This window comes from Streptomyces cylindrosporus, from assembly GCF_022698165.1.
GTDB classification, from domain to species: Bacteria; Actinomycetota; Actinomycetes; order Streptomycetales; family Streptomycetaceae; genus Streptomyces; species Streptomyces cylindrosporus.
Genome location: NZ_JALDAY010000022.1, coordinates 14,866 through 38,283, shown reverse-complemented (window position 1 = coordinate 38,283; position 23,418 = coordinate 14,866). Strand labels below are relative to the sequence as shown.

The window sequence follows — 23,418 nt, the reverse complement described above, 5'->3', positions numbered from 1 at the left end:
TGGTCAGGCACCTGCCCGGAGCTGGGTGGCGGTCGGGTTGGTCAGCCGCCTGCCGGGAGCTGGGTGGCGGTCGTGTCGCTCAGCCCCCACCCGCAGCTGAGCGGTGGTCGTGTCGCTCAGCCCCCCACCCGCAGCAGCAGCTTGCCCGTGCTCGTGCGTGTGCCCATCAGGCGGTGTGCCTCCGCCGCCTCCTCCAGTCCGAACTCGGCCGTGACCGGCAGGGACACCGTCCCGTCCACCGCCTTCGCGAACGCCCGCCCGGCCAGTGCCCGCAACGCGCCCGGTGCCGTCTTCGCCAGCGTCAGGATCGAGAAGCCGGCCACCGACACCCCGGACGGGTACAGCTCCGGCTGGCCCACGCTCCACGCCGGCGCCGAGCTCGCGTTGCCGAAGGAGACCAGTCGTCCGAAGGGCGCCAGCGAGGCCAGGCTCGCGCGGAAGGTATCGCCGCCGACCGGGTCCAGCGCGAGGTCGACCCCGCGGCCGTCCGTCGCCGCCCGCACCGCCTCCCCGAACTCGCCGACGAACACCTCGTCGTACCCGTACTCCCGCGCGTAAGCCGCCTTCGCCTCCCCGGACACCACCCCGTACACCGCCCGCGCGCCCGCCGCCTTCGCCAACTGCCCCACCACCGTGCCGACTCCGCCCGCCGCGCCCTGCACGAGGACCGTCTCGCCGGGCTGGAGCCGGCCCACGGAGTGGACCAGGGCGTACGCCGTCGGGAGGACCGTCGGCAGCGTTGCCGCCGTGCGGAGGTCCACCCCGGTCGGGATCGGGAAGACGGTCTCCGCGCTCGCGAGCGTCACGTCCGCGTACGCGCCGCCCTCGGTCAGCGCCGTCACCTCCTGGCCCACGGCGAGCCCCTCGACACCCTCGCCGAGGGCGCGGATCCGCCCGGACGCCTCCAGGCCGGGGACGAACGGCAGGTGCGGCACCCGGTAGCCCTCGCCGCGCGCCTTGAGGTCCGCGAAGTTCACGCCGGTGTACGCGACGTCGATGCTCACCTGGCCGGGGCCCGGCTCGGGGACCTCGGCCTCCACCACCTTCAGGACCTCGGGACCGCCGTACTCCTGGAACTCGACCGCGCGCATGCCACAGCACCCCTCAAAGAGTCCGAGTGTTCGACTGGAAGCGAACGGTAGGGAGTGTATGGTTTTCATCGAACACTCTGCAAGCCGTGAAGGAGTCCGCGTGGCGCAGCGCACGACCACCTCTCATCGGGCCGCCCCTGAGCACACCCACCCCGAGGACGTCTCCGTGCAGACGGCCCTGGCCGCGCTCGCCGACCCCGTGCGCATCAGCCTCGTCAGGGAGCTCGCGGGATCGGCCGAGTGGTCCCGCAGCTGCGGCAGCTTCGACGTGCCGGTCGGCAAGGCCGCGCTCAGCCATCACTTCGCCGTGCTGCGGGGGGCGGGGCTGGTCGAGCAGCGCGATGAGGGGCCGAGGCGGGTCAACCGGCTGCGCCGGGCGGAGTTCGAGGCTCGCTTCCCCGGACTGCTGGAGCTGATCCTGAGGGACGACGGGCCCGCGGCCTGAACGCTTCCACCCCCTCCGCCGTCCCAGTGGAAACCGGTGCGGAGGAGGGGTACATGAGGAAGCGTTGGCAGAAGGTCATGTGGGCCGGTGTGGCCGTCGCGGTCGTCGCCGTGGCCGTCATGGTCGCCCTCGTCGTGCACGGGCTGCGCAACCTGGGCGCCGATGACCGCGTGGCGCCCAAGCCCGATGCACCCAAGGCAGGCGCACCCAAGGCCGGCGCACCCAAGGCCGGCGCCCCCAAGGCCGGCGCACCCAAGGCCGACGCCCCCAAGGAGTGCCTCGGCACCCGGCCCGTCGGCAGTCTCCCCGCCGCCGCCGACGGCTCCCCGCTGGAGCGCGTCCTCGCCCGCATCGACGAGCTGGCCCGGCAGCAGCCCTACACGGCCGTCTTCACCGGCCTCTCCGTCGACGAGGACCGGCGGACCGCCGACGTCTGGCGCATCCCCTCCACCGCCTTCGACGACGAGGTCTGCGGCTCGGCGGTCGAGGGCGTGACCGTCCGGCTGCACGACACCGACGTCGACCGCGGGACCCTCGACCGCCTCTCCGACCGCATCGCCGACGACATCAGGCGCTGGGACGGCACCTTCGAGATGCGCGAAGTCGGCGTGGACGAACGGGGGTTCGTCCACGTCGGCGTCGACGACCCCGGCACGGCCGGCCCGATCATCGAGAAGGCCTACGGGGAGAGCGACAGCAGGTACATCAGGGTCGAGTACGTCGGTCAGGCCGAACCGGCCGACGCCGCCTGACCCTTGGACCGCCGCAGCACCGCGTACAGCACCGCGCTCAGCAGGAACCCGACCAGCGGGGTGCTGTCGCCGAAGGACGGCCAGTGCTTCGGCACGTATCCGACGTAGTCCTCCTGGTTGGAGAAGAGCGGCACGGAGACCGCCACGCCGATCAACAGGGCGGCGATTCCCGGCCAGTTGGTGAAGGAGCGGTCGGTCAGACGGGCCGCCAGCTCCTCGTCGGTGGCGCTACGGCCCTGCAACCACCGCTCCACCAGCACGACCCCGAGCCACGGCGCCACCCAGTACGCGATGACCAGAAGGAACGCCTCGTACGCGGCGCCCGCGTCGTCCAGCGACGCCCACGCGGCCGCCGTACCGGCGATCCCGGAGACCACGACCAGCACGCTGCGGCTGAGCCAGGTCGGGAGGTTCAGGCCGAAGGAGGCGATGGAGATGGCGCCGGAGTAGACGTTGAGGGCGTTCGCCGAGACCGCGCCGAGGATGATGGCGATCAGGACCAGGTCGCCCAGCCAGCCCGGGAGATGGCCGGTGAACGCGGCCGTCGGGGTGGCGTCCTTCGGCGCGACGATGGTCGCCGAGGCCGCGCCGATCACCGCGACGACGGCGACGGAGACGAAGAGGCCGACCGCCGGGTACACGATCGTCTTCAGCTTGTTCGCCGTGCGCGGGAGGTAGCGGGAGTAGTCCGTGGCGTACGGGTTCCAGCCGGCCGCGTAACCCCAGGCCGCGCTGAACGCGAGCAGGAAGCCGCCGATGCCGCCGCCCGTGCCGCCCCCGCCGAGGTCGGCGTCCTTGAACGTCCACGCGCCGGCCAGCAGGAAGATCACCGCGAGCGCCGGGAAGGCGTACTTCTCGAAGGTGTGCACGAAGTTGTGGCCGATGAAGCCGATCAGGATCTCGGCGACGACCACGAGGAGGAGGGAGGGCAGCGGCCGCAGACCGGTGAGGGTGTTGAGGGCGAAGGCCGCGCTCACGCTGTTCACCGCGAACCAGCCGACGCCCGCGACCAGGCCGTTGGCCGCGGAGGGCAGGATGTTGCCGCGGTGGCCGAAGGAGAAGCGGCCGATCACCATCTGCGGGACGCCGAAGCGCGGGCCGTCGAGGGACAGCACGCCCTGCGTGACGGCGCCGACCACGGTGCCGAGCACGATGGCGGCCGTGGCCTGCCAGAAGCTCAGTCCGAAGAAGAGCACCGCGATCACGCCGATGTAGACGGTCGCGAACTCGATGTTGGGGGAGGCCCAGGTCCACAGGAGCTGGAGCGGGGAGCCATGGCGTTCGGCGTCGGGGATGGGCTCGGAGCCCGCCGTCTCGACGGCGATGACCTTGTCACCGTATGCGGGGGCGAGGGTGCCGGTGGAGTCGGCGGGAGCAGTCGTCATGCGAGCCAAGTGTCCGGTTCCGGCCGGTCCGGGCCCAGGGGCGCATTGTCCGCACTGGGAGCCTTGGGGGCGTACAACCTGCACGCATCGGCAGTGCTGATGGGGCCATCGGCAGGACACCCCGGCGGCGCGTGGACCAGGCCGTATGCCCGCTTCTAGCTTCATGGGCATGACCTCAGAGAACAAGGGCACGGCCCAGCTGACGACCGCGATGGTGCTCTCCGGCACCCTCGGCGTCTTCGTCGTCGAGTCGGGCGCCTCGCCCTTCAACGTCGTCTTCTTCCGCGTCCTGTTCGGCGCCCTCGCACTCGGCGGCTACGTGACCGCCCGCGGCTGGCTCCGCGACCACGGCTTCACGCCGCGCACCCTCGCCCTGGCCGTCCTCGGCGGGGTGTTCATCGTCTTCAACTGGGTCCTGCTCTTCCAGTCGTACGAGAACACCTCGATCTCGGTCGCCACGGTGGTCTACCACACCCAGCCGTTCTACGTCGTCCTGCTGGGCGCCCTCCTCTTCCGCGAGCGGCTCACCGCGGCCAAGGTCGGCTGGATCGCGCTGGCCTTCGCGGGCCTGATCCTGGTCTCGGGCGTCACCCCCGCCGACTTCACCAGCGGCGGCACGTACGTCCTCGGCGTCGGTCAGGCCCTCCTCGCCGCGCTCCTGTACGGCCTGTCGACCCTCGTCACCAAGCGCATCACCGGCGTCCGCCCGCACCTCATCGCCCTGGTCCAGGTCCTCGTCGGCATCCCGCTGCTGCTCCCCTTCGCCGACTTCGGCGCGATGGCCGGCACCGGCTGGGACTGGGGCTGGCTGGCAGGCCTCGGCCTCATCCACACCGGCGTGATGTACGTCCTCATGTACGCCGCCTACGCCAAGCTCCCGACCTCGAAGATCGCCGTCCTCGCCTTCGTCTACCCGGCGGTCGCGATGTTCATGGACTGGGCGGTGTACGGCCACCACATCGGCCTCGTCCAGGCGCTCGGCGTCCCGCTGATCGTGACGGCGAGCCTCAAGGTCACCCTTGCTCGGAAACCAGCCGCCGCGCCTGCTCCACGAACAGCCGCACATGTGCCGGCAGCCGCTTCCCGGCCCGCCACGCCAGCTGCGTCCGAAGCGTGAACGGCGGCTGCCACTCCAGCCGTACCAGCGACCCGTCCTTCAGCTCGGCGGCGACCGTGATCTCGGGCAGCAACGACACCCCGAGACCGGCCGCCGCGGCGCGTTTGGTCGCCTCGATCGTCCCGAACTCCATGAAGTCCACCGCTTCCCCCGTGGACTTGAGCTCCTGCTCGAACAAGTCCCGGTAGGCACAACCGGGTTCCGTGGCGAGCAGGGCCTGCCGTACGAGGTCCGCCGTCCCGAACTCCCGCCCCGCGAGGGCGTGTCGGGGAGCGGCGACGAGCGCCAGCGGCTCGACGGCCAGCACGGTGCTCTCCAGCCCCGGGTGCTCGGTCTCCGCCTCCATCAGGAATCCCAGGTCGTACGTCCCCTGCCGCAGCGCCTGCCGGGTCTCGTCGCCGATGGTCGTACGCAGGGACAGCCGCACCTTGGGATAGCGGTGGTGGAAGAACTCCAGCAGCGGCGGGAGCCGGTAGGAGGTCAGCGACTCCATCGTCCCGACGACCAGCGAACCGGCCGGCTCCTCGGTTCCGGTGGCCGCGGCCCGCGCCTCCTCGGTGAGCTCGATGATCCGGCGGGCGTACGGCAGCAGCCGCTCACCGGCCTCGGTCAGCCGGATCCGGCTGCCGAGCCGGTCGAACAGCTCCACGCCCAGCGACGACTCCAGCGCCCGTATCTGACCGGTCACGCTGGACTGGGCGTACTTCAGCTCGGCCGCGGCCTGCGTGAAGCTCAGCACGGTGGCGACCTTCTCGAACGTGACCAGCAGCCGCAGCTCCATCAGTCGGCCCTGGGCTCCTCGCCGCGCTCCCTGCGGCGCAGCTCCTCCTCGCGGCGCCGCAGGTCGGCCTCCCAGTCCTTGAGGAGGGCCTCGTCCTTCTTGTTCTCGGCCTTGAGGGACTTCAGGAACTCGGGGTTGTCGTCGGGTGCGACGAACTCCGTGCGGTGGTTGCGGTGCCACTCGGAGGGCGTGGAGCCGCCCGCGGGCGCGTGCCTCACCTTGCCGGCCACGAGCCAGGCGATCGGCCCGACGAGCACCTCGCCGAACAGCAGGATGATGATCACCCACACCACCTTGGGCAGCCCGCGCACCTGCTCCTCGGGGGTGTTCAGGCAGTCGATGAAGGCGTAGATCCACAACGCCAGGACCAGCAGGAACGGCAGATACCGGAACATGGCGCGCGATCCCCCAAAGACGGTGACGGGGCACTGTCGGACCCCGGTGACCGGGCCAGGGTAGCGGGTGGCCAAAATCTCCACGATCAGACCACCGCCGGCTGCGTGAGCCGTCGGCTGCGGGTGCATGAGGTCGAGCTGGGGTGGGCCCGGGGCTGAGGGGCGACGGGTGGGGCGGGCGTCGGAGGGGCGAGGGGCTCGGCGATACTGGGACGCATGGCTTACGACGATCTTCGCTCCCTGCTCAGGGCACTGGAACGCGAGGGCGACCTCAAGCGTGTCAAGGCCGAGGTCGACCCGTATCTGGAGGTCGGGGAGATCGTCGACCGGGTGCAGAAGGCGGGCGGTCCCGCGCTGCTCTTCGAGAACGTGAAGGGCTCCTCCATGCCCCTCGCGATGAACGTCTTCGGGACCGACCGGCGGCTGCTGAAGGCACTTGGCCTGAAGTCGTACGGCGAGATCTCCGACAAGATCGGCGGGCTGCTGCGGCCCGAGCTGCCGCACGGCTTCGTCGGGGTGCGCGAGGCGTTCGGGAAGCTCGGCGCGATGACGCACGTACCGCCGAAGAAGGTGAAGGACGCACCGGTGCAGGAGACCGTCCTCACCGGGGACGACGTCGACCTGGACGCGCTGCCCGCCCTGTTCACCTGGCCGCAGGACGGCGGCTCCTTCTTCAACCTCGGGCTCACCCACACCAAGGACCCGGAGACCGGCATCCGGAATCTGGGTCTGTACCGCCTCCAGCGCCACGATAGGCGCACCATCGGCATGCACTGGCAGATCCACAAGGACAGCCGCAACCACTACCAGGTCGCGGCGCGACGCGGCGAGCGGCTGCCGGTGGCCATCGCCTTCGGCTGTCCGCCGGCGGTCACCTACGCCTCCACCGCCCCCCTCCCCGGCGACATCGACGAGTACCTCTTCGCCGGGTTCATCGCGGGCAAGCGGATCGAGATGGTGGACTGCAAGACGGTCCCGCTGCAGGTCCCGGCGCAGGCCGAGGTCGTGATCGAGGGCTGGCTGGAGCCCGGGGAGATGCTGCCGGAGGGCCCGTTCGGCGACCACACCGGCTTCTACACCCCGCAGGAGCCCTTCCCCGCGCTGAAGATCGACTGCGTGACGATGCGGAAGCGGCCGCTGCTTCAGTCGATCGTCGTAGGCCGCCCTCCGACGGAGGACGGACCCCTGGGCCGTGCGACGGAGCGCTTCTTCCTCCCCCTCCTCAAGATCATCGTGCCGGACATCGTGGACTACCACCTGCCCGAAGCGGGCGGTTTCCACAACTGCGCGATTGTCTCGATCGACAAGAAATACCCCAAGCACGCCCAAAAGGTGATGCACGCTGTCTGGGGGGCACACATGATGTCCCTGACGAAGCTGATCGTGGTCGTGGACTCCGACTGCGACGTCCACGACCTCCACGAGGTCGCGTGGCGGGCCCTCGGCAACACGGACTACGCCCGTGACCTCAGCGTCGTCGAGGGACCGGTGGACCACCTGGACCACGCCTCCTACCAGCAGTTCTGGGGCGGCAAGGCGGGGATCGACGCGACGAAGAAGTGGCCCGAGGAGGGCTACACGCGCGACGGCGGCTGGCCCGACATGGTGCTGTCCGACCCCGATACGGCGGCGAAGGTCGACCGCCGCTGGAAGGAGTACGGCCTTTCATGAGCAGTGCCTCCGCCGCGATCCCGCAGCCAGGACGCACCAAGGCGTTCCTCCGCCTGGTGATGATCGAGCACTCGGTCTTCGCCCTGCCCTTCGCCTACATCGCCGCGCTCACCGCGATGTTCGAGTGGGACAGGAACATCCACTGGGGGCGCCTGCTCCTCGTCACCGTCTGCATGGTGGGCCTGCGCACCTTCGCGATGGCGGTGAACCGGATCATCGACCGCGAGATCGATGCCCGTAATCCCCGCACCGCGCACCGCGAGCTGGTCACCGGCGCGATGTCGGTGAAGCACGCCTGGACCGGCGCGCTGATCGCCGTCGTCGTCTTCCTCGGCTCGGCGGCCCTGCTCAACCCCCTGTGCCTGGCGCTCGCGCCGGTCGCCGTGATCCCGATGGTGATCTACCCCTACGGCAAGCGGTTCACGAACTTCCCCCAGGCCATCCTCGGACTCGCCCAGGCCATGGGCCCGGTCGGCGGCTGGCTCGCGATCAGCGGTGAGTGGTCCTGGGACGCGGTGCTGCTGGGCCTTGCCGTCGGCATCTGGATCGGCGGCTTCGACCTGATCTACGCCTGCCAGGACGTCGAGACCGACCGCGAGATCGGCGTCATGTCGGTCCCGGCCCGCTTCGGCATCCCGGCCGCCATCTGGGGCGCCCGCGTCTGCCACACCCTGACCATGGCCCTCCTCGTCTGGTACGCGGTCGCCACGGACGCGGGCGGCTTCTTCTGGGTGGGCCTGATGATCGTCGCGGCAGCGTTCGTGTACGAGCACAACATCGTCCGCCCGCACGACCTGTCCCGCCTCAACCGCGCCTTCTTCAGCGTCAACGGCTTCATCGGGATCGCCCTGTTCGTGTGTGCGCTGCTGGATCTGCTGGTGCGCGGCCTCACGGTGTGAGCGCCGGCCGGGCGGTCGCCCGGCGGCCCGACCAGAACGCCACCGCCACGCCCGAGACAAGGCCGATCAGGTGGGCCTGCCAGCTGACGCCCGACTGGGTGGGGGCGAGGCCCGCCAGTATCGCGCCGCCCCAGACCACGCCGACCAGCAGACCGACCAGGACGCCCAGCGGGCGGCGCTCCACGAAGCCGCTGACCAGGAGGAAGCCGAAGAGGCCGAAGATCAGGCCGGAGGCGCCCGCGGTGTTGGTGTGCGCCGGGGCTATGAGCCAGACACCGAGACCGTCGGCCACGATGATCACCGCGCAGACCGCGGCGAACCGGCGCAGCCCGCCGAGCGCCGCCAGGAAGCCCATGACCAGCAGCGGAATGCTGTTCGCGGCCACATGGGCGAAGCCGAAGTGGATGAACGCGGCCGGGACGACGTCCACCAGCTCGGAGGGCTCGCGCGGGGTGATGCCGAGTCCGTCCAGCGCGTGGCCGCTGATCACGTCCACCACTTCGAGCAGCCACAGCAGCGCGATCCAGCCCACCATCAGCTTGGCCGCCGCCTTCGCGCGGGCCCCACGCGACCACTCAAGTCCGGTACCTGTCATGGCAACCCCCGACCGTCGACTCGTCCCTCCGGGAAACGCCCCGACCCCCTCGGCCGGTTCCCACCCCACGCCGCCAGCTAGGCTCGGTGTCGTGAACCCAGTCAAGCCAGGAGAGACGCGGCGTACGCCTTGGATCGTAGGGGTGTCCGGCGCTTCCGGCACCCCGTATGCCGCATCGGTCCTCCGCGCTCTCCTCGACGCCGGCGAGAGCGTGGACCTGGTCGTCAGCCGGGCCTCGCGGCTCACCCTCCTGGACGAGACGGCGATTTCCTTCCGGGACGCCCACTGGCGGGACGACCTGCGCGAATGGCTGTCCCGGGGCGCCGACGGCAAGCCCGGCGTCTACGACGTGGCGCTCGACCGGATCCGGTACTGGAGCGCCGGTGACCTCGCGGCGGGCCCGTCCTCGGGGTCGTACCCCACCAAGGGCATGCTGATCGTGCCGGCGTCGACGGCGTGCGTCGCGGGTGTCGCGCTCGGCCTGTCGAAGGACCTGTTGCAGCGGGCGGCGAGCGTCACGCTCAAGGAGCGCCGCCCGCTCGTGGTGGCCGTACGGGAGACCCCGCTGAACGGCCAGACCCTGCGTCATCTGGTGACCCTGGACGACCTGGGCGCGGCCGTGGTCCCCACCTCGCCCGCCTTCTACGCGGGCGCCACGCACATCCAGGACCTGGTGGACTTCGTCGCCGGGCGCGTCCTCGACGCGGCGGGCGTCGAGCACGGGCTGTACCGGCGCTGGAAGGGTGAACTGGGCGGCGGGGACGCCGAGTAGCCCGGCACACAGCAGCACCTCTCATCACTTCGGGAACTTTCAGCGGAAGGCAACGAATCGCATGGACGCGGTGGACAGGCAGCTCATTCAGGCCCTGAGAGAGAACGGCCGGGCCTCCTACGCGGAGCTGGGGCGCCTCGTCGGCCTGTCGGGACCCAGTGTCACCGACCGCATCAACCGGCTGGAGGCGGCCGGTGTCATCACCGGTTACCGCGCCACCGTCGACGCCGCCTCGCTCGGCCTCGGCGTCACCGCGCTGATCGGCATCTCGCTCTCCGACGCGGCCGACCACGAGGACGTGGCCCGGCGGCTGAAGGACCTCACCGAGATCGAGGACTGCTGGTTCATCGCGGGCGACGACTCGTACATGCTCAAGGTCCGGGCGAACGACGTGGACGGCCTGGAGAAGACCATCCGCCGGCTCAGCGGCACCAAGGGTGTCTCCCGCACCCGTACCACCATCGTCCTCTCCACCAAGTGGGAGAACCGGGTCGGGGCGCTGCCCGAAGAGGCGTAGCCGTACGGTGGGACAGGTTGTCGGAGGAGAAAGGTGTGACCCTCATGGACGTCGGGCTCAAGCGCGAGCTGGAGGAGAAGGTCAGGCGCGGTGAGCGGCTGACCCGCGAGGACGGTATCGCGCTGTACGAGTCGGACGACCTGGCGTGGCTGGGCGGGCTGGCGCACGAGGTGCGGACGCGGAAGAACGGTGACGTCGTCCACTTCAACGTCAACCGGCACCTCAACATGACCAATGTCTGCACCGCCTCCTGCGCCTACTGCTCCTTCCAGCGCAAGCCGGGGGAGAAGGACGCGTACACGATGCGCATCGAGGAGGCGGTGAAGCTCGCCAAGGCGATGGAGAGCGAGAACCTCACCGAGCTGCACATCGTCAACGGGCTGCACCCGAACCTCCCTTGGCGCTACTACCCGCGCTCGCTGCGGGAGCTGAAGGCCGCCCTGCCGAACGTCTCGCTGAAGGCCTTCACCGCCACCGAGATCCACCACTTCGAGACGATCAGCGGGCTCGGCGCGAGCGAGATCCTCGACGAGCTCATCGACGCCGGACTGGAGTCGCTGACCGGCGGCGGCGCCGAGATCTTCGACTGGGAGGTCCGGCAGCACATCGTGGACCACCGCACCCACTGGGAGGACTGGTCCCGCATCCACCGCCTGGCGCACGAGAAGGGTCTCAAGACCCCGAGCACCATGCTGTACGGCCACATCGAGGAGCCCCGGCACCGGGTCGACCACGTGCTGCGGCTGCGCGAACTCCAGGATGAGACGAACGGCTTCCAGGTCTTCATCCCGCTGCGCTACCAGCACGACTTCGTGGACATGAAGGACGGGAAGGTGCGCAACCGCCTCCAGGCCCGCACCCGGATGGCCACCGGCGCCGAGGCGCTGAAGACCTTCGCCGTCTCCCGGCTCCTCTTCGACAACGTCCCGCACGTCAAGGTCTTCTGGGTCATGCACGGCGTGCAGACCGCGCAGCTCGCGCTGCTGCACGGCGCCGACGACATGGACGGCTCGGTCGTCGAGTACAAGATCACCCACGACGCGGACAACTTCGGCACGCCGAACAAGCTGACCCGCGAGGACCTGCTGGACCTGATCCGGGACGCCGGCTTCCGGCCGGTGGAGCGCAACACGCGGTACGAGATCATCCGGGAGTACGACGGCCCGGACCCCGCCCGCCGAGAGTCGCCGCAGCCGATGCGGGTCTGAGACGGGGGGTACTCGTCCGGCATGAGTGCCGAGGACGAGTACACCGCCGAACCCTTCGTTCCGGAGCGCGGCGGCCTTCCGGCCCTCCGCAGGGCCGCCGCGGACTGCCGGGGCTGCCCCCTGCACCGGGACGCCACCCAGACGGTCTTCGGCGAGGGAGACGCCGACGCCCGCGTCATGCTCGTCGGCGAGCAGCCCGGCGACCAGGAGGACCGCCAGGGCAAGCCCTTCGTGGGCCCGGCCGGGAAGCTCCTCGACCGGGCGCTGGCGGAAGCCGGCATCGACCCGGCCGAGGCGTACGTCACCAACGCCGTCAAGCACTTCAAGTTCACCCGGGCCGAGCCCCGTAAACGTCGTATCCACAAGGCGCCGAGCCTGCGGGAGATGACGGCCTGCGGGCCCTGGCTGGCGGCCGAGCTGGCCGTCGTGGAGCCGGAGCTGATCGTGGTGCTCGGGGCGACCGCCGGGAAGGCGCTGCTGGGGTCGTCGTTCCGGGTCACACAGGTGCGGGGGAGCGTGCTGGAGGAGGAGATCCACGGGCGGCGGGAGCGGCTCGTGCCCACCGTGCACCCCTCGTCCGTGCTGCGCGCGGACGACCGGGAGGCCGCGTACCGGGGGCTGGTCTCGGATCTCGAAACGGCCGCGCGCATTCTCTCGTAATGGTTACTATGACCACGTGTCCCTTACCTTCACTCTCGACCCGGCCGTCACTCCCGAGCTCCGTGACGGCGTCCTCGACCTGTGGACGGACGTCTCCAACGCGGGCGGCGCCGTCGGCTTCGTACCGCCGGTCACGCGCGAGACGGTCCGGCCGGAGCTGCTCAAGCACCTGGTCGGGATGAGCGAGGGCCGCACCCGGCTGGTGGTCGGGCACGACGAGGACGGGCGGGTCGCCGCGACCGCCTTCATCGCCTTCAACACCCACCGGCTGATGACCCACTGGGTGTGGCTGTACACGGTGATGGTGCACCCGTCGCACCACGGCAAGGGTTACGGCCGTGACCTGCTGGCCGCCGCCGCGGACGCCGCGCGCGGGCTCGACGGCGTCGAGGCGATCCGGCTCACCTGCCGCGGCGGGCTCGGCCTCGAACGGTTCTACGGCTCCTGCGGCTACAAGGAGGTCGGCCGGATACCCGGCGCGATCCGCGTCGCGCCCGGCGACGACCGCGACGACGTGATCATGCTGCTGCCGCTCGGCTGAGCCCCGCCTTCAAGATCGGGTCCCGGGCGTGCTTCACTGGACGATGCCCTTTGGGAATGTTCGTACCGTTGACGGAAGAGTGGATTGAGATGCTCCGCTACACGCTGATGCGCCTCGGGATCTTCGCGGGCTGCTTCGTGGTCGTCTGGGGCCTCGTCTACTCCGGCATCGTCCCGCGCGGCTACGGCGCCTCCAACGGCATGTGGCTCGTCCTGCTGTCGCTGGTGATCTCCGCCCCGATCAGCTTCGTCGTCCTGCGCAAGGAGCGCGACCGCGCCTCCGTGAAGGTCGTCCAGCGGGTCGACCGCATCAAGGCCGGCTTCGAGGCGAGCGCGGCCCAGGAGGACGGCGCGGACGACGCGGCCCGCTCGCAGGGGCAGGCTCCGCAGGCCTCGTAAACAGGCATCGCGGGCCCCTTGAGGGGGCCTTGAGGGGGTTGCGCGCGCTCCGGCGCAATTACGCTGTGCCGCATGGGTGCCGTGAAGACCAAGCGGATGCCGCGGGCGGTCCGTGAGCAGCAGATGCTGGATGCCGCCGTGCGGACGTTCGGTCAGCGTGGGTACATGGCCGCGTCGATGGACGAGATCGCCGAACTGGCGGGCGTGTCCAAGCCGTTGGTGTACCTGTACCTGAACTCCAAGGAAGACCTGTTCACGGCCTGCATCCGGCGGGAGGCCAAGGCGCTGGTCGCCGCGGTGCGGGCCGGGGTGCACGCCGAGCTGCCCGCCGACCGCCAACTCTGGGAAGGGCTGCGGGCGTTCTTCACGCACACCGGCCAGAACCCGGACGGCTGGGCGGTGCTGCACCTCCAGGCCCGTACCCGGGAGCCCTTCGCGGCCGAGGTGACGGCGATGCGCGAGGAGATCGTCGCGTTCGTGACGGAGCTGATCGTCGTCGCCGCGCGGGAGGCCCACCGTGACCCCGATCTCCCCGAGCGGGAGGTCGCGGGCCTCGCCGAGGCGCTGGTGGGCGCAGCCGAGTCGCTGGCCGCGTGGGCCAACGCGACGCCCGGCACGACGGCCCGGCAGGCCGCGGCGACCTTGATGAACTTCGCGTGGGCGGGGCTGGGGAACCTGATGGAGGGGCGACCCTGGACTCCACCGGAGGCATGACAACCGTCATGCGGGAAGGGGGACGCGGGACACTGGGGGAGCGCGGTGCTCGGCCCGTACGTTCGCCGGCATGACGAAGACCGACATCAAGGTGAGCATCATCGGCGGGCACCGACTGGCCGGCGCCACCCTCCACGAACGCACCCTCACCGTGTCCCTCATCGGCGGCGCCGACATCGACCTCACGGACGTCGACATTCCCGACGGCGCCGAACTGCGCATCACCAAGCTCAGCCTCATCGGCGGGGTGAGTCTGCGGGTCCGGCCCGACGTCCGCGTCGCGGTGCACGGCATCCGGCTCGGCGGTGTGCGGGACGAGGGCCCGAGCGAGCCGGGTGGCCCGACCGTCCGCGTCGACGCGTGGGGTCTGGTCGGCGGGGTCAACGTCCGTCGGGGCTGAGGCCGTTGACGACGCCGCTCACATGGACGCGGTCGCCGCTGCGCAGCTCGAACCGCCCGCTCCCGTCCGCCGCGTACGTCACCGTCCCCGGCAGCAGCACCGGGGCCCTGAACTCGGCGGTCACACGGGCGTGTTGGGGCGTCCCGTGCGCGGCGAGGCAGCGGGCGACCGTCCACATGCCGTGCGCGATGGCCCGCGGAAACCCGAACAGACGGGCCGTCAGCGGATAAAGATGAATGGGATTCCGATCCCCGGAAGCGGCCCCGTAACGCCGCCCGACATCAGCCCCGATCCGCCACTCGGCCACGGCAGGCAGCGGGTCCGTCTCGGGGTCCGGCCGCAACTCGTCCACCGCAGACAGCCGGCCCGCTTCGGAGCCCGGCCGCAGCCCGGCCACGGCAGACAGCCCCCTCGCCTCTGGGTCCAGCCACTGCTCGGGCACAGCAGGCAGTCGGCCCGCCTCTGGGCCCAGCGACTGCTCGGACACAGCAGGCATCCCGCCCGCCTCGGGCCTCCGCTCGCCCGCCGCAGGCAGTCGGCCCGTCTCGGGGCCCGGCCGCCGCTCGGCCGCGGCAGGCATCCCACTCGCCTCGGGACCGGGCCTCCGCTCGGGCGCCGCAGACCCTCGCCCCGCCTCTGGGTCCGGCCGCCGCTCGGCCGCGGCAGGCAGTCCGCCCGCCTCCGGACCTAGCCGCGACTCAGCCGCCGCAGGCAGCCTCCTCGCCTCCGGACCCAGCCTCCGCCCAGCCCCCGCAGACGACAGTCCCCCCTCCGCTTCCGTCCGCCGCTCACCCTCGGACACCTCACCACCCCCCGTCCGATGCCGCGCCAGATACGTGCTCCGTGACTCCCACACGACTTCTCCACCGGCCCGCATCTCGGTGATCACCGACGCCTCCGTGCCGCGTCGGTGTGGCTGCAAACCGCCGATGTGGACGGAGAGTTCGTACTCGCCGGTGGCCGCGGGGGCCCGTCGTTGCGTGATGTCGATCGACGTGTGGACCAGGCCCAGCAGCGGCAGGGGGAAGCCGCGGGCGCTCATCAGGCGCATGGCCAGCGGGAAACCCAGTACGTGGGGGTACGTGAGCGGCAGCGCGTCGGCGCCGGTCGCGAAGCCGCAGACCCGTTCGTACGCGGCCAGCCGGGCCAGATCGATGCGCAGGGCGGGCAGGACGAGCCGGTCGTGGGGGAAGTCGGCGTCCGGGCGCGGGCGCTTGAAGGGGGAGAGCAGCGCGCCCCGGGCGAGCAGCGGCCCGAGTGCGGGGGCGCCGGGCAGGACCACGGACATCGACATCACGCCCCCAGCAGGCTCTGGCCGTCTCTTCTTACTCCAGAGTCAGGTTACCCGAGGTAAGTCGAAGGCGGGAGTTGAAAAATGTTCACCATACCGGCCGGTAGGGCGCTTTCGGCCAGAAAAGCCCCCACACTGCACATCCCCGACGCATCCCCACCGCCGGACGACCCCCGAACCCTCACCTTGTCATCACGCCGGAGCCGTACGATCGCCATCTCCTGACCTGCGGCAACTCCCCCGCAGGGCAACTCCGTTGAACCTCTGGAGTCGCCCGTGTCCATCTCGCACCGCTCCGCCACTCCCGCGGTCCACGCCACGACGTACGACGGCACCCCGGTCCTCGTGGAGCCCGAGATCCGGCGGCTGGACGGGGAGGTCCGCGAGGTCTCCGTGCCGCCCTTCGTCCCGCCGCTGACACACGGCTCGCTCGCGGACCTGCCCTTCGACAACGTTCGCATCGCGCCCGAGAGCAAGGTCCTCAGGAGGCGCGACGAGTCGGGCCGGTGGGCGGACGTGACGGCGGCCGGTTTCGCCGTCGAGGTGCTGGGCGTGGCGAAGGGGCTGATCGCCGAGGGGCTGGTGCCGGGCGACCGGATCGCCGTCATGGCACGGACCGTCTACGAGTGGACGGTCCTGGACTTCGCCGCATGGGCCGCGGGCCTGGTCGTGGTCCCGATCTACCCGACCTCCTCCCTCTTCCAGACCCGCTGGATCCTCCAGGACTCCGGCGCGGTGGCGCTGGTGACGGAGACGGCGGCCCAGGCCGCGGCCCTCGGCCCGGAGCTCAACCGCCTCCCCGACCTGCGCCACCTCTGGGTCATCGAGAAGGCCCACGTCGAGCGCCTGGCCGAGCGCGGCGAGCACGTGCCGGACCAGGAGGTCGCCGTACGACGGGGAATGCTGGGACCCGACACCCTCGCCACCGTCGTCTACACCTCCGGCACCACCGGCCGCCCCAAGGGCTGCGCGATCACGCACGGCAACTTCCTGGCCGAGGTCGACAACGCGATCGAGCTCCTCTACCCCGTCTTCCGCGCGCGGCACAGCGAGGAGGCGTCGATCCTGCACTTCCTGCCCATGTCGCACATCTTCGGCCGCATGGTCGCCGTCGCCTGCGTCCGCGCCCGCGTCCGCCTGGGCCACGCCCCGAGCCTGAAGTCGGACGAACTCCTCCCCGACCTGGCCAGCTTCAGGCCGACCTGCCTGATCGCCATCCCGTACATGCTGGAGAAGATCTACAACGTGGCCCGCGCCAAGGCCGAGGCCGGCGGCCGGGTGACGGCTTTCGATCGCGCGGCGGGCGTGGCGCGCCGGTACGGCGAGGCGCGGGAGGCCCGGCACGCGGGCACGGGGTCCGGCCCGAGCGCGGCCCTGAAGGCGGCCCGCAGGTTCTACGACCCCCTGGTGTACCGCCGTATCCGCAACGCCATGGGCGGCAGGGTCCGTTACATGATCTGCGGCGGCTCCCCGCTCGGCCGCGGCCTCTCCGCCTTCTACGCGGGCGCGGGCATCGAGATCTACGAGGGTTACGGCCTCACGGAGACGACCGGCGCGGCGACGGTCACCCCGCCGCTCAAACCCCGTCTGGGCACGGTCGGCTGGCCGCTGCCCGGCACGAAGGTCCGCATCGCGGCCGACGGCGAGATCCTGCTGGCCGGCGACCACGTCCTGCGCGGCTACTGGGAGCCGAACGCGGGCGGGGTGGTCCCGGCGACCGTCGACGGCTGGCTCGCCACCGGTGACATCGGCCGGCTGGACGAGGAGGGCTACCTCTACATCACCGGCCGCAAGAAGGAGATGCTGATCACCGCGGGCGGCAAGAGCGTGGCGCCCGCCCCGCTGGAGAACTGGCTGCGCGCGCATCCCCTGATCTCCCAGGTCATGGTGGTCGGCGACGGCCGCCCCTACATCGGCGCCCTCATCACCCTGGACATGGAGGGCGTGAGCCACTGGCGCCGGATGAACGGCAAGCACCCTGTCCCCGCGGAACTCCTCCTCGACGACGAGGAGTTGAGGCAGGTCCTGCAACGAGCGGTGGACGAGGCGAACAAGCTGGTGTCGAGACCGGAGTCGATCCGCCGCTTCACGGTCCTCCCGGTGGACTTCACCGAGGAGGCGGGCCACTTGACGCCGTCGATGAAGTTGAGGCGGGAGGCGATCGCGGAGGAGTTCGGGGCGCACATCGAGCGGCTGTACGGCTCACAGTGAACCCGCAGACAAACCACCGGACCATCCCCGAAACAGCACCAACTCCCCACTCACTGGCCGTACGATTCCCGGTCTAACCCGCGGTAACCCCCAGCCGCCCCACCGCCGGTGAACGTCTCGGTACGAACTGCACGTATCTGTACAGCAGAGCGGAACCGAGCTGCACGCGCGTCCCAGGAGCTGCCATGTCCGTGTCCGTGCCCTATCCGTCCGCGTCCGACTACGACGGCGTCCCCCAGCTGGTGGAGCCCGAGATCCGGCGGCTGGACGGCGAAGTGCGCGAGGTCTCGGTCCCGCCGCTCGTCCCGCCGGCCACCCACGGCTCGCTGGCCGACCTGCCGTTCGACAACGCGGACGCCGCACCGGACGCACGCGTGCTCAGCCGCCGTACCGAGGACGGAGACTGGACGGACGTCTCGGCGGCGGAGTTCGCCGCACAGGTCCGGGCCCTCGCCAAGGGGCTGATCTCGGAGGGCCTGGTCGCCGGCGACCGTATCGCCGTCATGGCCCGCACGATCTACGAGTGGACGCTCCTCGACTTCGCCGCGTGGGCCGCGGGCCTGGTCACCGTCCCCATCTACCCCACCTCCTCCGTCTATCAGACCCGCTGGATCCTCCAGGACTCCGGCGCGGTGGCGCTGGTGACGGAGACGGCGGCCCAGGCGGCCGCGCTGGGGCCGGAGTTGAGCCATCTGCCCGACCTGCGGCACATGTGGATCGTCGAGAAGGGGCACCTGGACCGGCTCGCCGAACTCGGGCAGAACGTGCCCGACCAGGAGGTCGAGGTGCGGCGCGGCATGCTCGTGCCGGACACGCTCGCCACGATCATCTACACCTCGGGGACCACCGGCCGCCCCAAGGGCTGTGTCCTCACCCACGGCAACTTCCTGGCCGAGGTCGACAACGCGATCGAGCTCCTCTACCCGATCTTCAAGTCGAAGGCGGACGACCCCTCCACCCTGCTCTTCCTGCCCATGTCCCACGTCTTCGGCCGCATGGTGGCGATCGCCTGCGTCCGCGCCCGGGTCCGCCTCGGGCACGCGCCGAGCCTCCAGGCGGAGGACCTGCTGGCGGACCTGGCCGCCTTCCGGCCGACGTTCCTGCTGGTCATCCCGTACATGCTGGAGAAGGTGTACAACAACGCCCGGGCCAAGGCGGAGGACGGCGGCCGGGTGTCCGTCTTCGACCGTGCCGCCAAGACCGCCGTCCGCTGGGCCGAGGCGACGGAGGCCCGGCACGCGGGCACCGGCTCCGGCCCGAGCGCGGCCCTGAAGGCGGCCCGCACCTTCTACGACCCCCTGGTCTACCGCCGTATCCGCAACGCGATGGGCGGCAGGATCCGCCACATCATCAGCGGCGGCTCCCCCCTCGGCCGCCGCCTGGCGGCCTTCTACGCGGGGGCGGGCATGGAGATATACGAGGGTTACGGCCTGACCGAGTCCACCGCCGCCGCCACCGTCACCCCGCCCCTCAAGTCCCGTCTGGACACGGTCGGCTGGCCGCTGCCCGGCACCAGGGTCCGGATCGCGGCCGACGGGGAGATCCTGCTCAGCGGCGGGCAGGTCTTCCGCGGCTACTGGGACCCGCACGGCGGCGGGGTGATCCCGTCCTCGGCGGACGGCTGGTTCCCCACGGGCGACATCGGCCGCCTGGACGACGAGGGCTATCTGACCATCACCGGCCGCAAGAAGGAGATCCTGATCACGGCGGGCGGCAAGAACATGGCGCCGGCGCCGCTGGAGAACTGGCTCCGCCAGCACCCGCTCATCTCCCAGGTCATGGTCGTCGGCGACCGCCGCCCCTTCATCGCGGCCCTCCTCACCCTCGACCTGGACGGCGTCACCCACTGGCGCCGGATGAACGGCAGGCACCCCGTCCCGGCCGAACTCCTGGTGGACGACGACGACTTGAGGGCGGTGCTGCAACGCGCCGTGGACGAGGCGAACAAGCTGGTGTCACGGCCGGAGTCGATCCGCCGCTTCGCGATCCTGCCCCGCGACCTCACCGAGGCCGAGGGCCACCTGACCCCGTCGATGAAGCTGCGGCGGGAAGCGGTGCTGCGGGACTTCTCCGCGGAGGTCGAGGGTCTGTACGAGCGGTGAGCCGCCGCTTGTGAAGCTTTGGTGGTTCCGGGCGACAACACATCGAAACGTTTGCGTTTCGCTGCCTTGGGTGTCTAGGTTAGCGGTACGAAACGGTTTCGGACTGATACGGGTCCGGGCACTCCAAGCCCCATGAGGGGAGCACCATCGTGGAAGTCATCCCGGCCGCCACCACCGCCCAGGCCGGGCCGCCCGGCCACACGCAAGCCCCGTCGAAGCACCGCTGGTGGGCGCTGGCCGTGATCGGCCTCGCCCAGCTCATGGTCGTCCTCGACGCCACGATCGTGAACATCGCGCTGCCGTCCGCACAGCAGGACCTGGGCTTCGACAACAACGGCCGGCAGTGGATCGTCACCGCCTACTCCCTGGCCTTCGGCAGTCTGCTGCTGCTCGGCGGCCGGCTCGCCGACCTCTTCGGCCGCAAGACGACGTTCATCGTCGGCGTCGTCGGCTTCGCCGCTGCCTCCGCGCTCGGTGGCGCCGCGAACGGCTTCACCATGCTGGTCGTCGCGCGCGCGGTGCAGGGCCTGTTCGGCGCCCTGCTCGCACCGGCGGCCCTCTCACTGCTGACGACGACCTTCACCGAACCCAAGGAACGTGCCAGGGCGTTCGGCATATTCGGCGCCATCGCCGGATCCGGCGCGGCCGTCGGCCTGGTCCTCGGCGGTCTGCTCACCGAGTACCTGGACTGGCGCTGGACGCTGTACGTCAACGACGTCATCGCGGTTCCCGCCCTGATCGGCGCGCTCGTCTTCCTCGGCCGCTCCCTCCCGGCCGAGCGGCCGAAGCTGGACATCCTCGGAGTCGTCCTGGTCTCCGGCGGCCTGTTCGGCATCGTCTACGGCTTCGCCAACGCGGAGACGCACGACTGGGACAACTGGATGACCTGGGGCTTCCTGGCCGCGGGCGCCGTGTTCCTGGTGGCGTTCTTCCTCTGGCAGACCCGCGCGAAGCACCCGGTGCTGCCGCTGCGCGTCCTGGCCGACCGCGACCGCGCCGCCGCCCTGTCGACCATCCTCATCTCGTCCGCCGGTATGTTCGGCGTCTTCCTCTTCCTGACCTACTACCTCCAGGGGACGCTGGGCTACTCGCCGGTCAAGAACGGTGTGGCCTTCCTGCCGATGGTGGCCGCGCTGATGGTCCTGGCGCAGCTGTCCACCAACGTGCTGGTGCCGAGGATCGGCCCCAAGATCGTCGTACCCACCGGCATGCTGCTCGCGGTGGGCGGCATGATCTGGCTGACCCGCCTCGACCTGCACAGCGGTTACGCGGCCCATGTGCTGGGTCCGCTGCTGCTGCTCGGCGCCGGGCTCGGCATGTCGATGCCCGCGGCGATGAGCTACGCCACCCTGGGCGTGCAGGCGAGCGACCAGGGCGTGGCCTCGGCGGCCGTCAACACCACCCAGCAGGTGGGCGGTTCGATCAGTACGGCGCTGCTCAACACCCTGGCCGCGACCGCCGCCACCAACTACGCGAAGGACCACCTCTCCGACCCGCTGGTCAAGGCGAACGCGGCGCTGCACAGCTACGAGGTCGCGTACTGGTGGTCGGCCGGCTTCTTCGCCTTCGCCGTGATCGTCACGGCGCTGCTCTTCCGCGCGAAGAGGAGCGCGGGTGCGCCGGCGGGGGCGGACGACCCGACCCGGGCGGGCGAGCCGACCGGGCCGAAGGCCGCCGCCACGGCCGCCCTCCCGGCCGCCGCTGCTACGGCCGTGCTGCGCGGACAGGTGCGCGACGGTACGGGCTCCCCCGTGCCCCGAACCGCGATCACCCTGCTGGACACCTCGGGCCGCCAGCTGGCCCGCGCCCTCTCCGGCGAGGACGGCTCCTACGCCGTGGACACCGCCGAGCGCGGCAGCCTGGTCCTCATCGGCTCGGCGCCCGGTCACCAGCCACAGGTCGTGACGCTGACCCTGAACGGCGCGCCCGTCTCCCACGACCTGGTGATCCTGCCCAGCCCGGGCGGCCTGGCCGGGACGGTGCGCGGCGGCGACGGCGAGGTGCTGCCCGGTGCGCTGGTGGTGGCCACCGACGAGCGCGGTGACGTGACCGCCTCCACCACCACCGCGATGGACGGCGGCTACCGGATCGACGAGCTGCTGCCCGGCGAGCACACGGTCAGCGTGAGCGCGCCCGGTCACCGCCCGGCCGCCGTGCCGGTCACCGTGACGACCGAGACCGCCCGCTGCGACATCCGGCTGTCCGTCGCGGCGACGCTGCGGGGCACGGTGCACGCCCCGGACGGGCGGGCGCTGGACGATGCCCGGGTCACGCTGATCGACGCCGCCGGCAATGTCGTGGGGACGCGCACCACGAGCGTCGACGGCAGCTACGCCTTCACGGACCTCTCCAGCGAGCAGTACACGGTGATCGCCAGCGGCTACCCGCCGGTGGCCACCCAGGTCACGCTGGACGGTGGCCGGGACGGCGTCGACATCCTGCTGGGCCACAAGGAGCAGTAACAGCGGCAACCCCGCGAGACCCCATGCGGCAGCGTCCGCCACCCGGATCCTCCCGGGCGGCGGACGCTGCCGTATGCGCGTCGCGAACCGTCAGGCGACGGGCGGCAGTTGCTCCCCCCGCACGGCCTGGATGTCGAGCTCCACGCGCAGGGTGGCGCCGATGGCCGCGATGCCCGCCTGGACGACCTGGTTGTAGTTCATGGCGAAGTCCTCGCGCCGCAGTTCGGTGGTGGCGCGGAAGGACGCCCGCACGCCGCCCCACGGGTCGGGGCCGGTGCCCAGGTAGGAGAGGTCCAGATCGACGGGCCGGGCCACGCCGTGCAGCACGAGCTCGCCGTGCACGGTCCAGCGGGCCTCGCCGGCCGGGCTGATGCCCGTGCTGCGGAAGGTGATCTTCGGGTGGACGTCCACGTCGAGGAAGTCCGCGGAGCGCAGATGTCCGTCGCGCATGGCGTGGCCGGTGTCGATGGAGGACGCCTCGATGACCGCCTCCACGCTCGACGCCAGAGGATTCTCCGCGACCTCGACCCGCCCGCCGAACTCCTTGAACCGGCCGTGCACGCTGGTCAGTCCGAGGTGCTGGGCGACCGCGCTCACCGTGGAGTGCGCCGGGTCGATCGTCCACGGCCCGGGCGGCGGCAGCTCCACGCCACCGGCGCGGGCCAGCACGAGCGAGCCGAGGTCGGCGCCGCCGGAGGCGCTCACGATGGCAGTGGAGGCGACGGGGGCGTAGCCGACGGCGGTGACGATCACGGTGTACGTCCCCGGCGCCAGGGCGTCGGTCGCCACCACGCCCTCCGGCGAGGCCTCCTGGCGCAGCGTCTGCCGGCCCGCCATGTCGGTGACGGTCAGCACGGCGTGCGGGACCGCCCAGCCGTCCTTGGTCCGGAGCCGGGCCCGCAGCCCGCCCGCTCGGGTGGTGGTCATGGTCGCTGCCTCTCGACGTGCCGAGCACCGGAAACGCCACCGCCAAGGTGAACGATACGGTTTCGTACAACCAGCCTACGCCCC

The 23,418-nt window shown here is 71.1% G+C and carries 22 protein-coding genes and 2 pseudogenes; 16 read left to right on the top strand and 8 right to left on the bottom strand.

Annotation, left to right across the window (positions count from 1 at the left end; all coding sequences use genetic code 11):
• Positions 1-116: 116 nt before the first annotated feature.
• Positions 117-1,091 carry a quinone oxidoreductase family protein gene (locus tag MQP27_RS48195; RefSeq protein WP_242778002.1) on the bottom strand — a complete coding sequence of 325 codons (975 nt, stop codon included), beginning with the start codon at positions 1,089-1,091 and terminating at the stop codon, positions 117-119.
• A 100-nt stretch (positions 1,092-1,191) separates the two neighbouring features.
• Here MQP27_RS48195 and MQP27_RS48190 point away from each other — a divergent pair, with 100 nt between their 5' ends.
• Together MQP27_RS48190 and MQP27_RS48185 are read left to right on the top strand one after the other, a co-directional pair.
• Positions 1,192-1,536, top strand: a complete 345-nt coding sequence (locus MQP27_RS48190) for an ArsR/SmtB family transcription factor (protein ID WP_242777999.1) — start codon at positions 1,192-1,194, stop codon at positions 1,534-1,536.
• Between the two features lie 53 nt (positions 1,537-1,589).
• On the top strand, positions 1,590-2,288 hold the full coding sequence (locus MQP27_RS48185) for a hypothetical protein (RefSeq protein ID WP_242777996.1): 699 nt from the start codon (positions 1,590-1,592) through the stop codon (positions 2,286-2,288).
• Here MQP27_RS48185 and MQP27_RS48180 read toward each other — a convergent pair.
• On the bottom strand, positions 2,261-3,673 hold the full coding sequence (locus MQP27_RS48180; RefSeq protein WP_242777994.1) for a purine-cytosine permease family protein: 1,413 nt from the start codon (positions 3,671-3,673) through the stop codon (positions 2,261-2,263). The two genes, MQP27_RS48185 and MQP27_RS48180, sit on opposite strands and share 28 nt — an antisense overlap.
• 169 nt (positions 3,674-3,842) lie before the next feature.
• On the opposite strand from MQP27_RS48180, the gene MQP27_RS48175 reads away from it, so the two are divergent.
• Entirely contained in the window at positions 3,843-4,790 is a 948-nt protein-coding gene (locus MQP27_RS48175) for a DMT family transporter (RefSeq protein WP_242777992.1), read from the top strand.
• Here MQP27_RS48175 and MQP27_RS48170 read toward each other — a convergent pair.
• Together MQP27_RS48170 and MQP27_RS48165 are read right to left on the bottom strand one after the other, a co-directional pair.
• Positions 4,687-5,571: a LysR family transcriptional regulator gene (locus MQP27_RS48170; protein ID WP_242777989.1), complete on the bottom strand. Its 885-nt coding sequence runs from the start codon at positions 5,569-5,571 to the stop codon at positions 4,687-4,689. The two genes, MQP27_RS48175 and MQP27_RS48170, sit on opposite strands and share 104 nt — an antisense overlap.
• On the bottom strand, positions 5,571-5,966 hold the full coding sequence (locus MQP27_RS48165; protein ID WP_242777986.1) for a PLD nuclease N-terminal domain-containing protein: 396 nt from the start codon (positions 5,964-5,966) through the stop codon (positions 5,571-5,573). Before MQP27_RS48165 ends, MQP27_RS48170 begins: the two co-directional genes overlap by 1 nt.
• A 216-nt stretch (positions 5,967-6,182) precedes the next feature.
• On the opposite strand from MQP27_RS48165, the gene MQP27_RS48160 reads away from it, so the two are divergent.
• A complete protein-coding gene (locus tag MQP27_RS48160) occupies positions 6,183-7,637 on the top strand; it encodes a menaquinone biosynthesis decarboxylase (RefSeq protein WP_242777982.1) in 1,455 nt (484 codons plus the stop codon).
• Positions 7,634-8,536, top strand: a complete 903-nt coding sequence (mqnP, locus tag MQP27_RS48155; protein WP_242777979.1) for a menaquinone biosynthesis prenyltransferase MqnP — start codon at positions 7,634-7,636, stop codon at positions 8,534-8,536. The genes MQP27_RS48160 and mqnP overlap by 4 nt, the downstream gene beginning before the upstream one ends.
• Here the strand turns inward: mqnP and MQP27_RS48150 are convergent.
• Entirely contained in the window at positions 8,526-9,131 is a 606-nt protein-coding gene (locus MQP27_RS48150; protein WP_242777976.1) for a rhomboid family intramembrane serine protease, read from the bottom strand. The two genes, mqnP and MQP27_RS48150, sit on opposite strands and share 11 nt — an antisense overlap.
• Positions 9,132-9,222: 91 nt before the next feature.
• Between MQP27_RS48150 and MQP27_RS48145 the strand changes: the two genes are divergently transcribed.
• The 8 genes from MQP27_RS48145 to MQP27_RS48110 all read left to right on the top strand — a co-directional run bounded on the left by MQP27_RS48145 (position 9,223) and on the right by MQP27_RS48110 (position 14,341).
• Positions 9,223-9,903 carry a UbiX family flavin prenyltransferase gene (locus tag MQP27_RS48145; RefSeq protein ID WP_242777973.1) on the top strand — a complete coding sequence of 227 codons (681 nt, stop codon included), beginning with the start codon at positions 9,223-9,225 and terminating at the stop codon, positions 9,901-9,903.
• 61 nt (positions 9,904-9,964) lie between these two features.
• Positions 9,965-10,420 carry an Lrp/AsnC family transcriptional regulator gene (locus tag MQP27_RS48140; RefSeq protein WP_242777970.1) on the top strand — a complete coding sequence of 152 codons (456 nt, stop codon included), beginning with the start codon at positions 9,965-9,967 and terminating at the stop codon, positions 10,418-10,420.
• A 44-nt stretch (positions 10,421-10,464) separates the two neighbouring features.
• Complete coding sequence (mqnE, locus tag MQP27_RS48135; RefSeq protein WP_242778282.1) at positions 10,465-11,628, top strand: aminofutalosine synthase MqnE; 1,164 nt, start codon at positions 10,465-10,467, stop codon at positions 11,626-11,628.
• 21 nt (positions 11,629-11,649) lie between these two features.
• Positions 11,650-12,288 (top strand): UdgX family uracil-DNA binding protein, encoded by a 639-nt coding sequence (locus MQP27_RS48130; protein WP_242777967.1) that lies wholly within the window; start codon positions 11,650-11,652, stop codon positions 12,286-12,288.
• A 16-nt stretch (positions 12,289-12,304) separates the two neighbouring features.
• Positions 12,305-12,829, top strand: a complete 525-nt coding sequence (locus tag MQP27_RS48125) for a GNAT family N-acetyltransferase (RefSeq protein WP_242777964.1) — start codon at positions 12,305-12,307, stop codon at positions 12,827-12,829.
• An 89-nt stretch (positions 12,830-12,918) separates the two neighbouring features.
• Positions 12,919-13,227 (top strand): DUF4229 domain-containing protein, encoded by a 309-nt coding sequence (locus MQP27_RS48120; RefSeq protein ID WP_242777960.1) that lies wholly within the window; start codon positions 12,919-12,921, stop codon positions 13,225-13,227.
• 72 nt (positions 13,228-13,299) lie between these two features.
• Positions 13,300-13,941 carry a TetR/AcrR family transcriptional regulator gene (locus MQP27_RS48115; RefSeq protein ID WP_242777957.1) on the top strand — a complete coding sequence of 214 codons (642 nt, stop codon included), beginning with the start codon at positions 13,300-13,302 and terminating at the stop codon, positions 13,939-13,941.
• A 70-nt stretch (positions 13,942-14,011) separates the two neighbouring features.
• On the top strand, positions 14,012-14,341 hold the full coding sequence (locus MQP27_RS48110; protein WP_242777954.1) for a hypothetical protein: 330 nt from the start codon (positions 14,012-14,014) through the stop codon (positions 14,339-14,341).
• On the opposite strand, the pseudogene MQP27_RS51930 reads toward MQP27_RS48110, so the two are convergent.
• Positions 14,322-14,675 (bottom strand): annotated as a pseudogene (locus MQP27_RS51930) (MaoC family dehydratase); the annotation flags it as partial. The gene MQP27_RS48110 and the pseudogene MQP27_RS51930 overlap by 20 nt on opposite strands.
• 303 nt (positions 14,676-14,978) lie before the next feature.
• A pseudogene (locus MQP27_RS48100) lies at positions 14,979-15,629 on the bottom strand (hypothetical protein); the annotation flags it as partial.
• A gap of 279 nt (positions 15,630-15,908) precedes the next feature.
• Between MQP27_RS48100 and MQP27_RS48095 the strand changes: the two are divergent.
• The 3 genes from MQP27_RS48095 to MQP27_RS48085 all read left to right on the top strand — a co-directional run bounded on the left by MQP27_RS48095 (position 15,909) and on the right by MQP27_RS48085 (position 22,407).
• Positions 15,909-17,843 carry an AMP-dependent synthetase/ligase gene (locus MQP27_RS48095; protein ID WP_242777951.1) on the top strand — a complete coding sequence of 645 codons (1,935 nt, stop codon included), beginning with the start codon at positions 15,909-15,911 and terminating at the stop codon, positions 17,841-17,843.
• A 185-nt stretch (positions 17,844-18,028) separates the two neighbouring features.
• On the top strand, positions 18,029-19,945 hold the full coding sequence (locus MQP27_RS48090; RefSeq protein ID WP_242777948.1) for an AMP-dependent synthetase/ligase: 1,917 nt from the start codon (positions 18,029-18,031) through the stop codon (positions 19,943-19,945).
• 149 nt (positions 19,946-20,094) lie between these two features.
• A complete protein-coding gene (locus MQP27_RS48085; protein ID WP_372511475.1) occupies positions 20,095-22,407 on the top strand; it encodes an MFS transporter in 2,313 nt (770 codons plus the stop codon).
• Between the two features lie 90 nt (positions 22,408-22,497).
• Here MQP27_RS48085 and MQP27_RS48080 read toward each other — a convergent pair whose 3' ends face one another.
• Positions 22,498-23,334: a YceI family protein gene (locus MQP27_RS48080; protein WP_242777945.1), complete on the bottom strand. Its 837-nt coding sequence runs from the start codon at positions 23,332-23,334 to the stop codon at positions 22,498-22,500.
• Between the last annotated feature and the right edge of the window lie 84 nt (positions 23,335-23,418).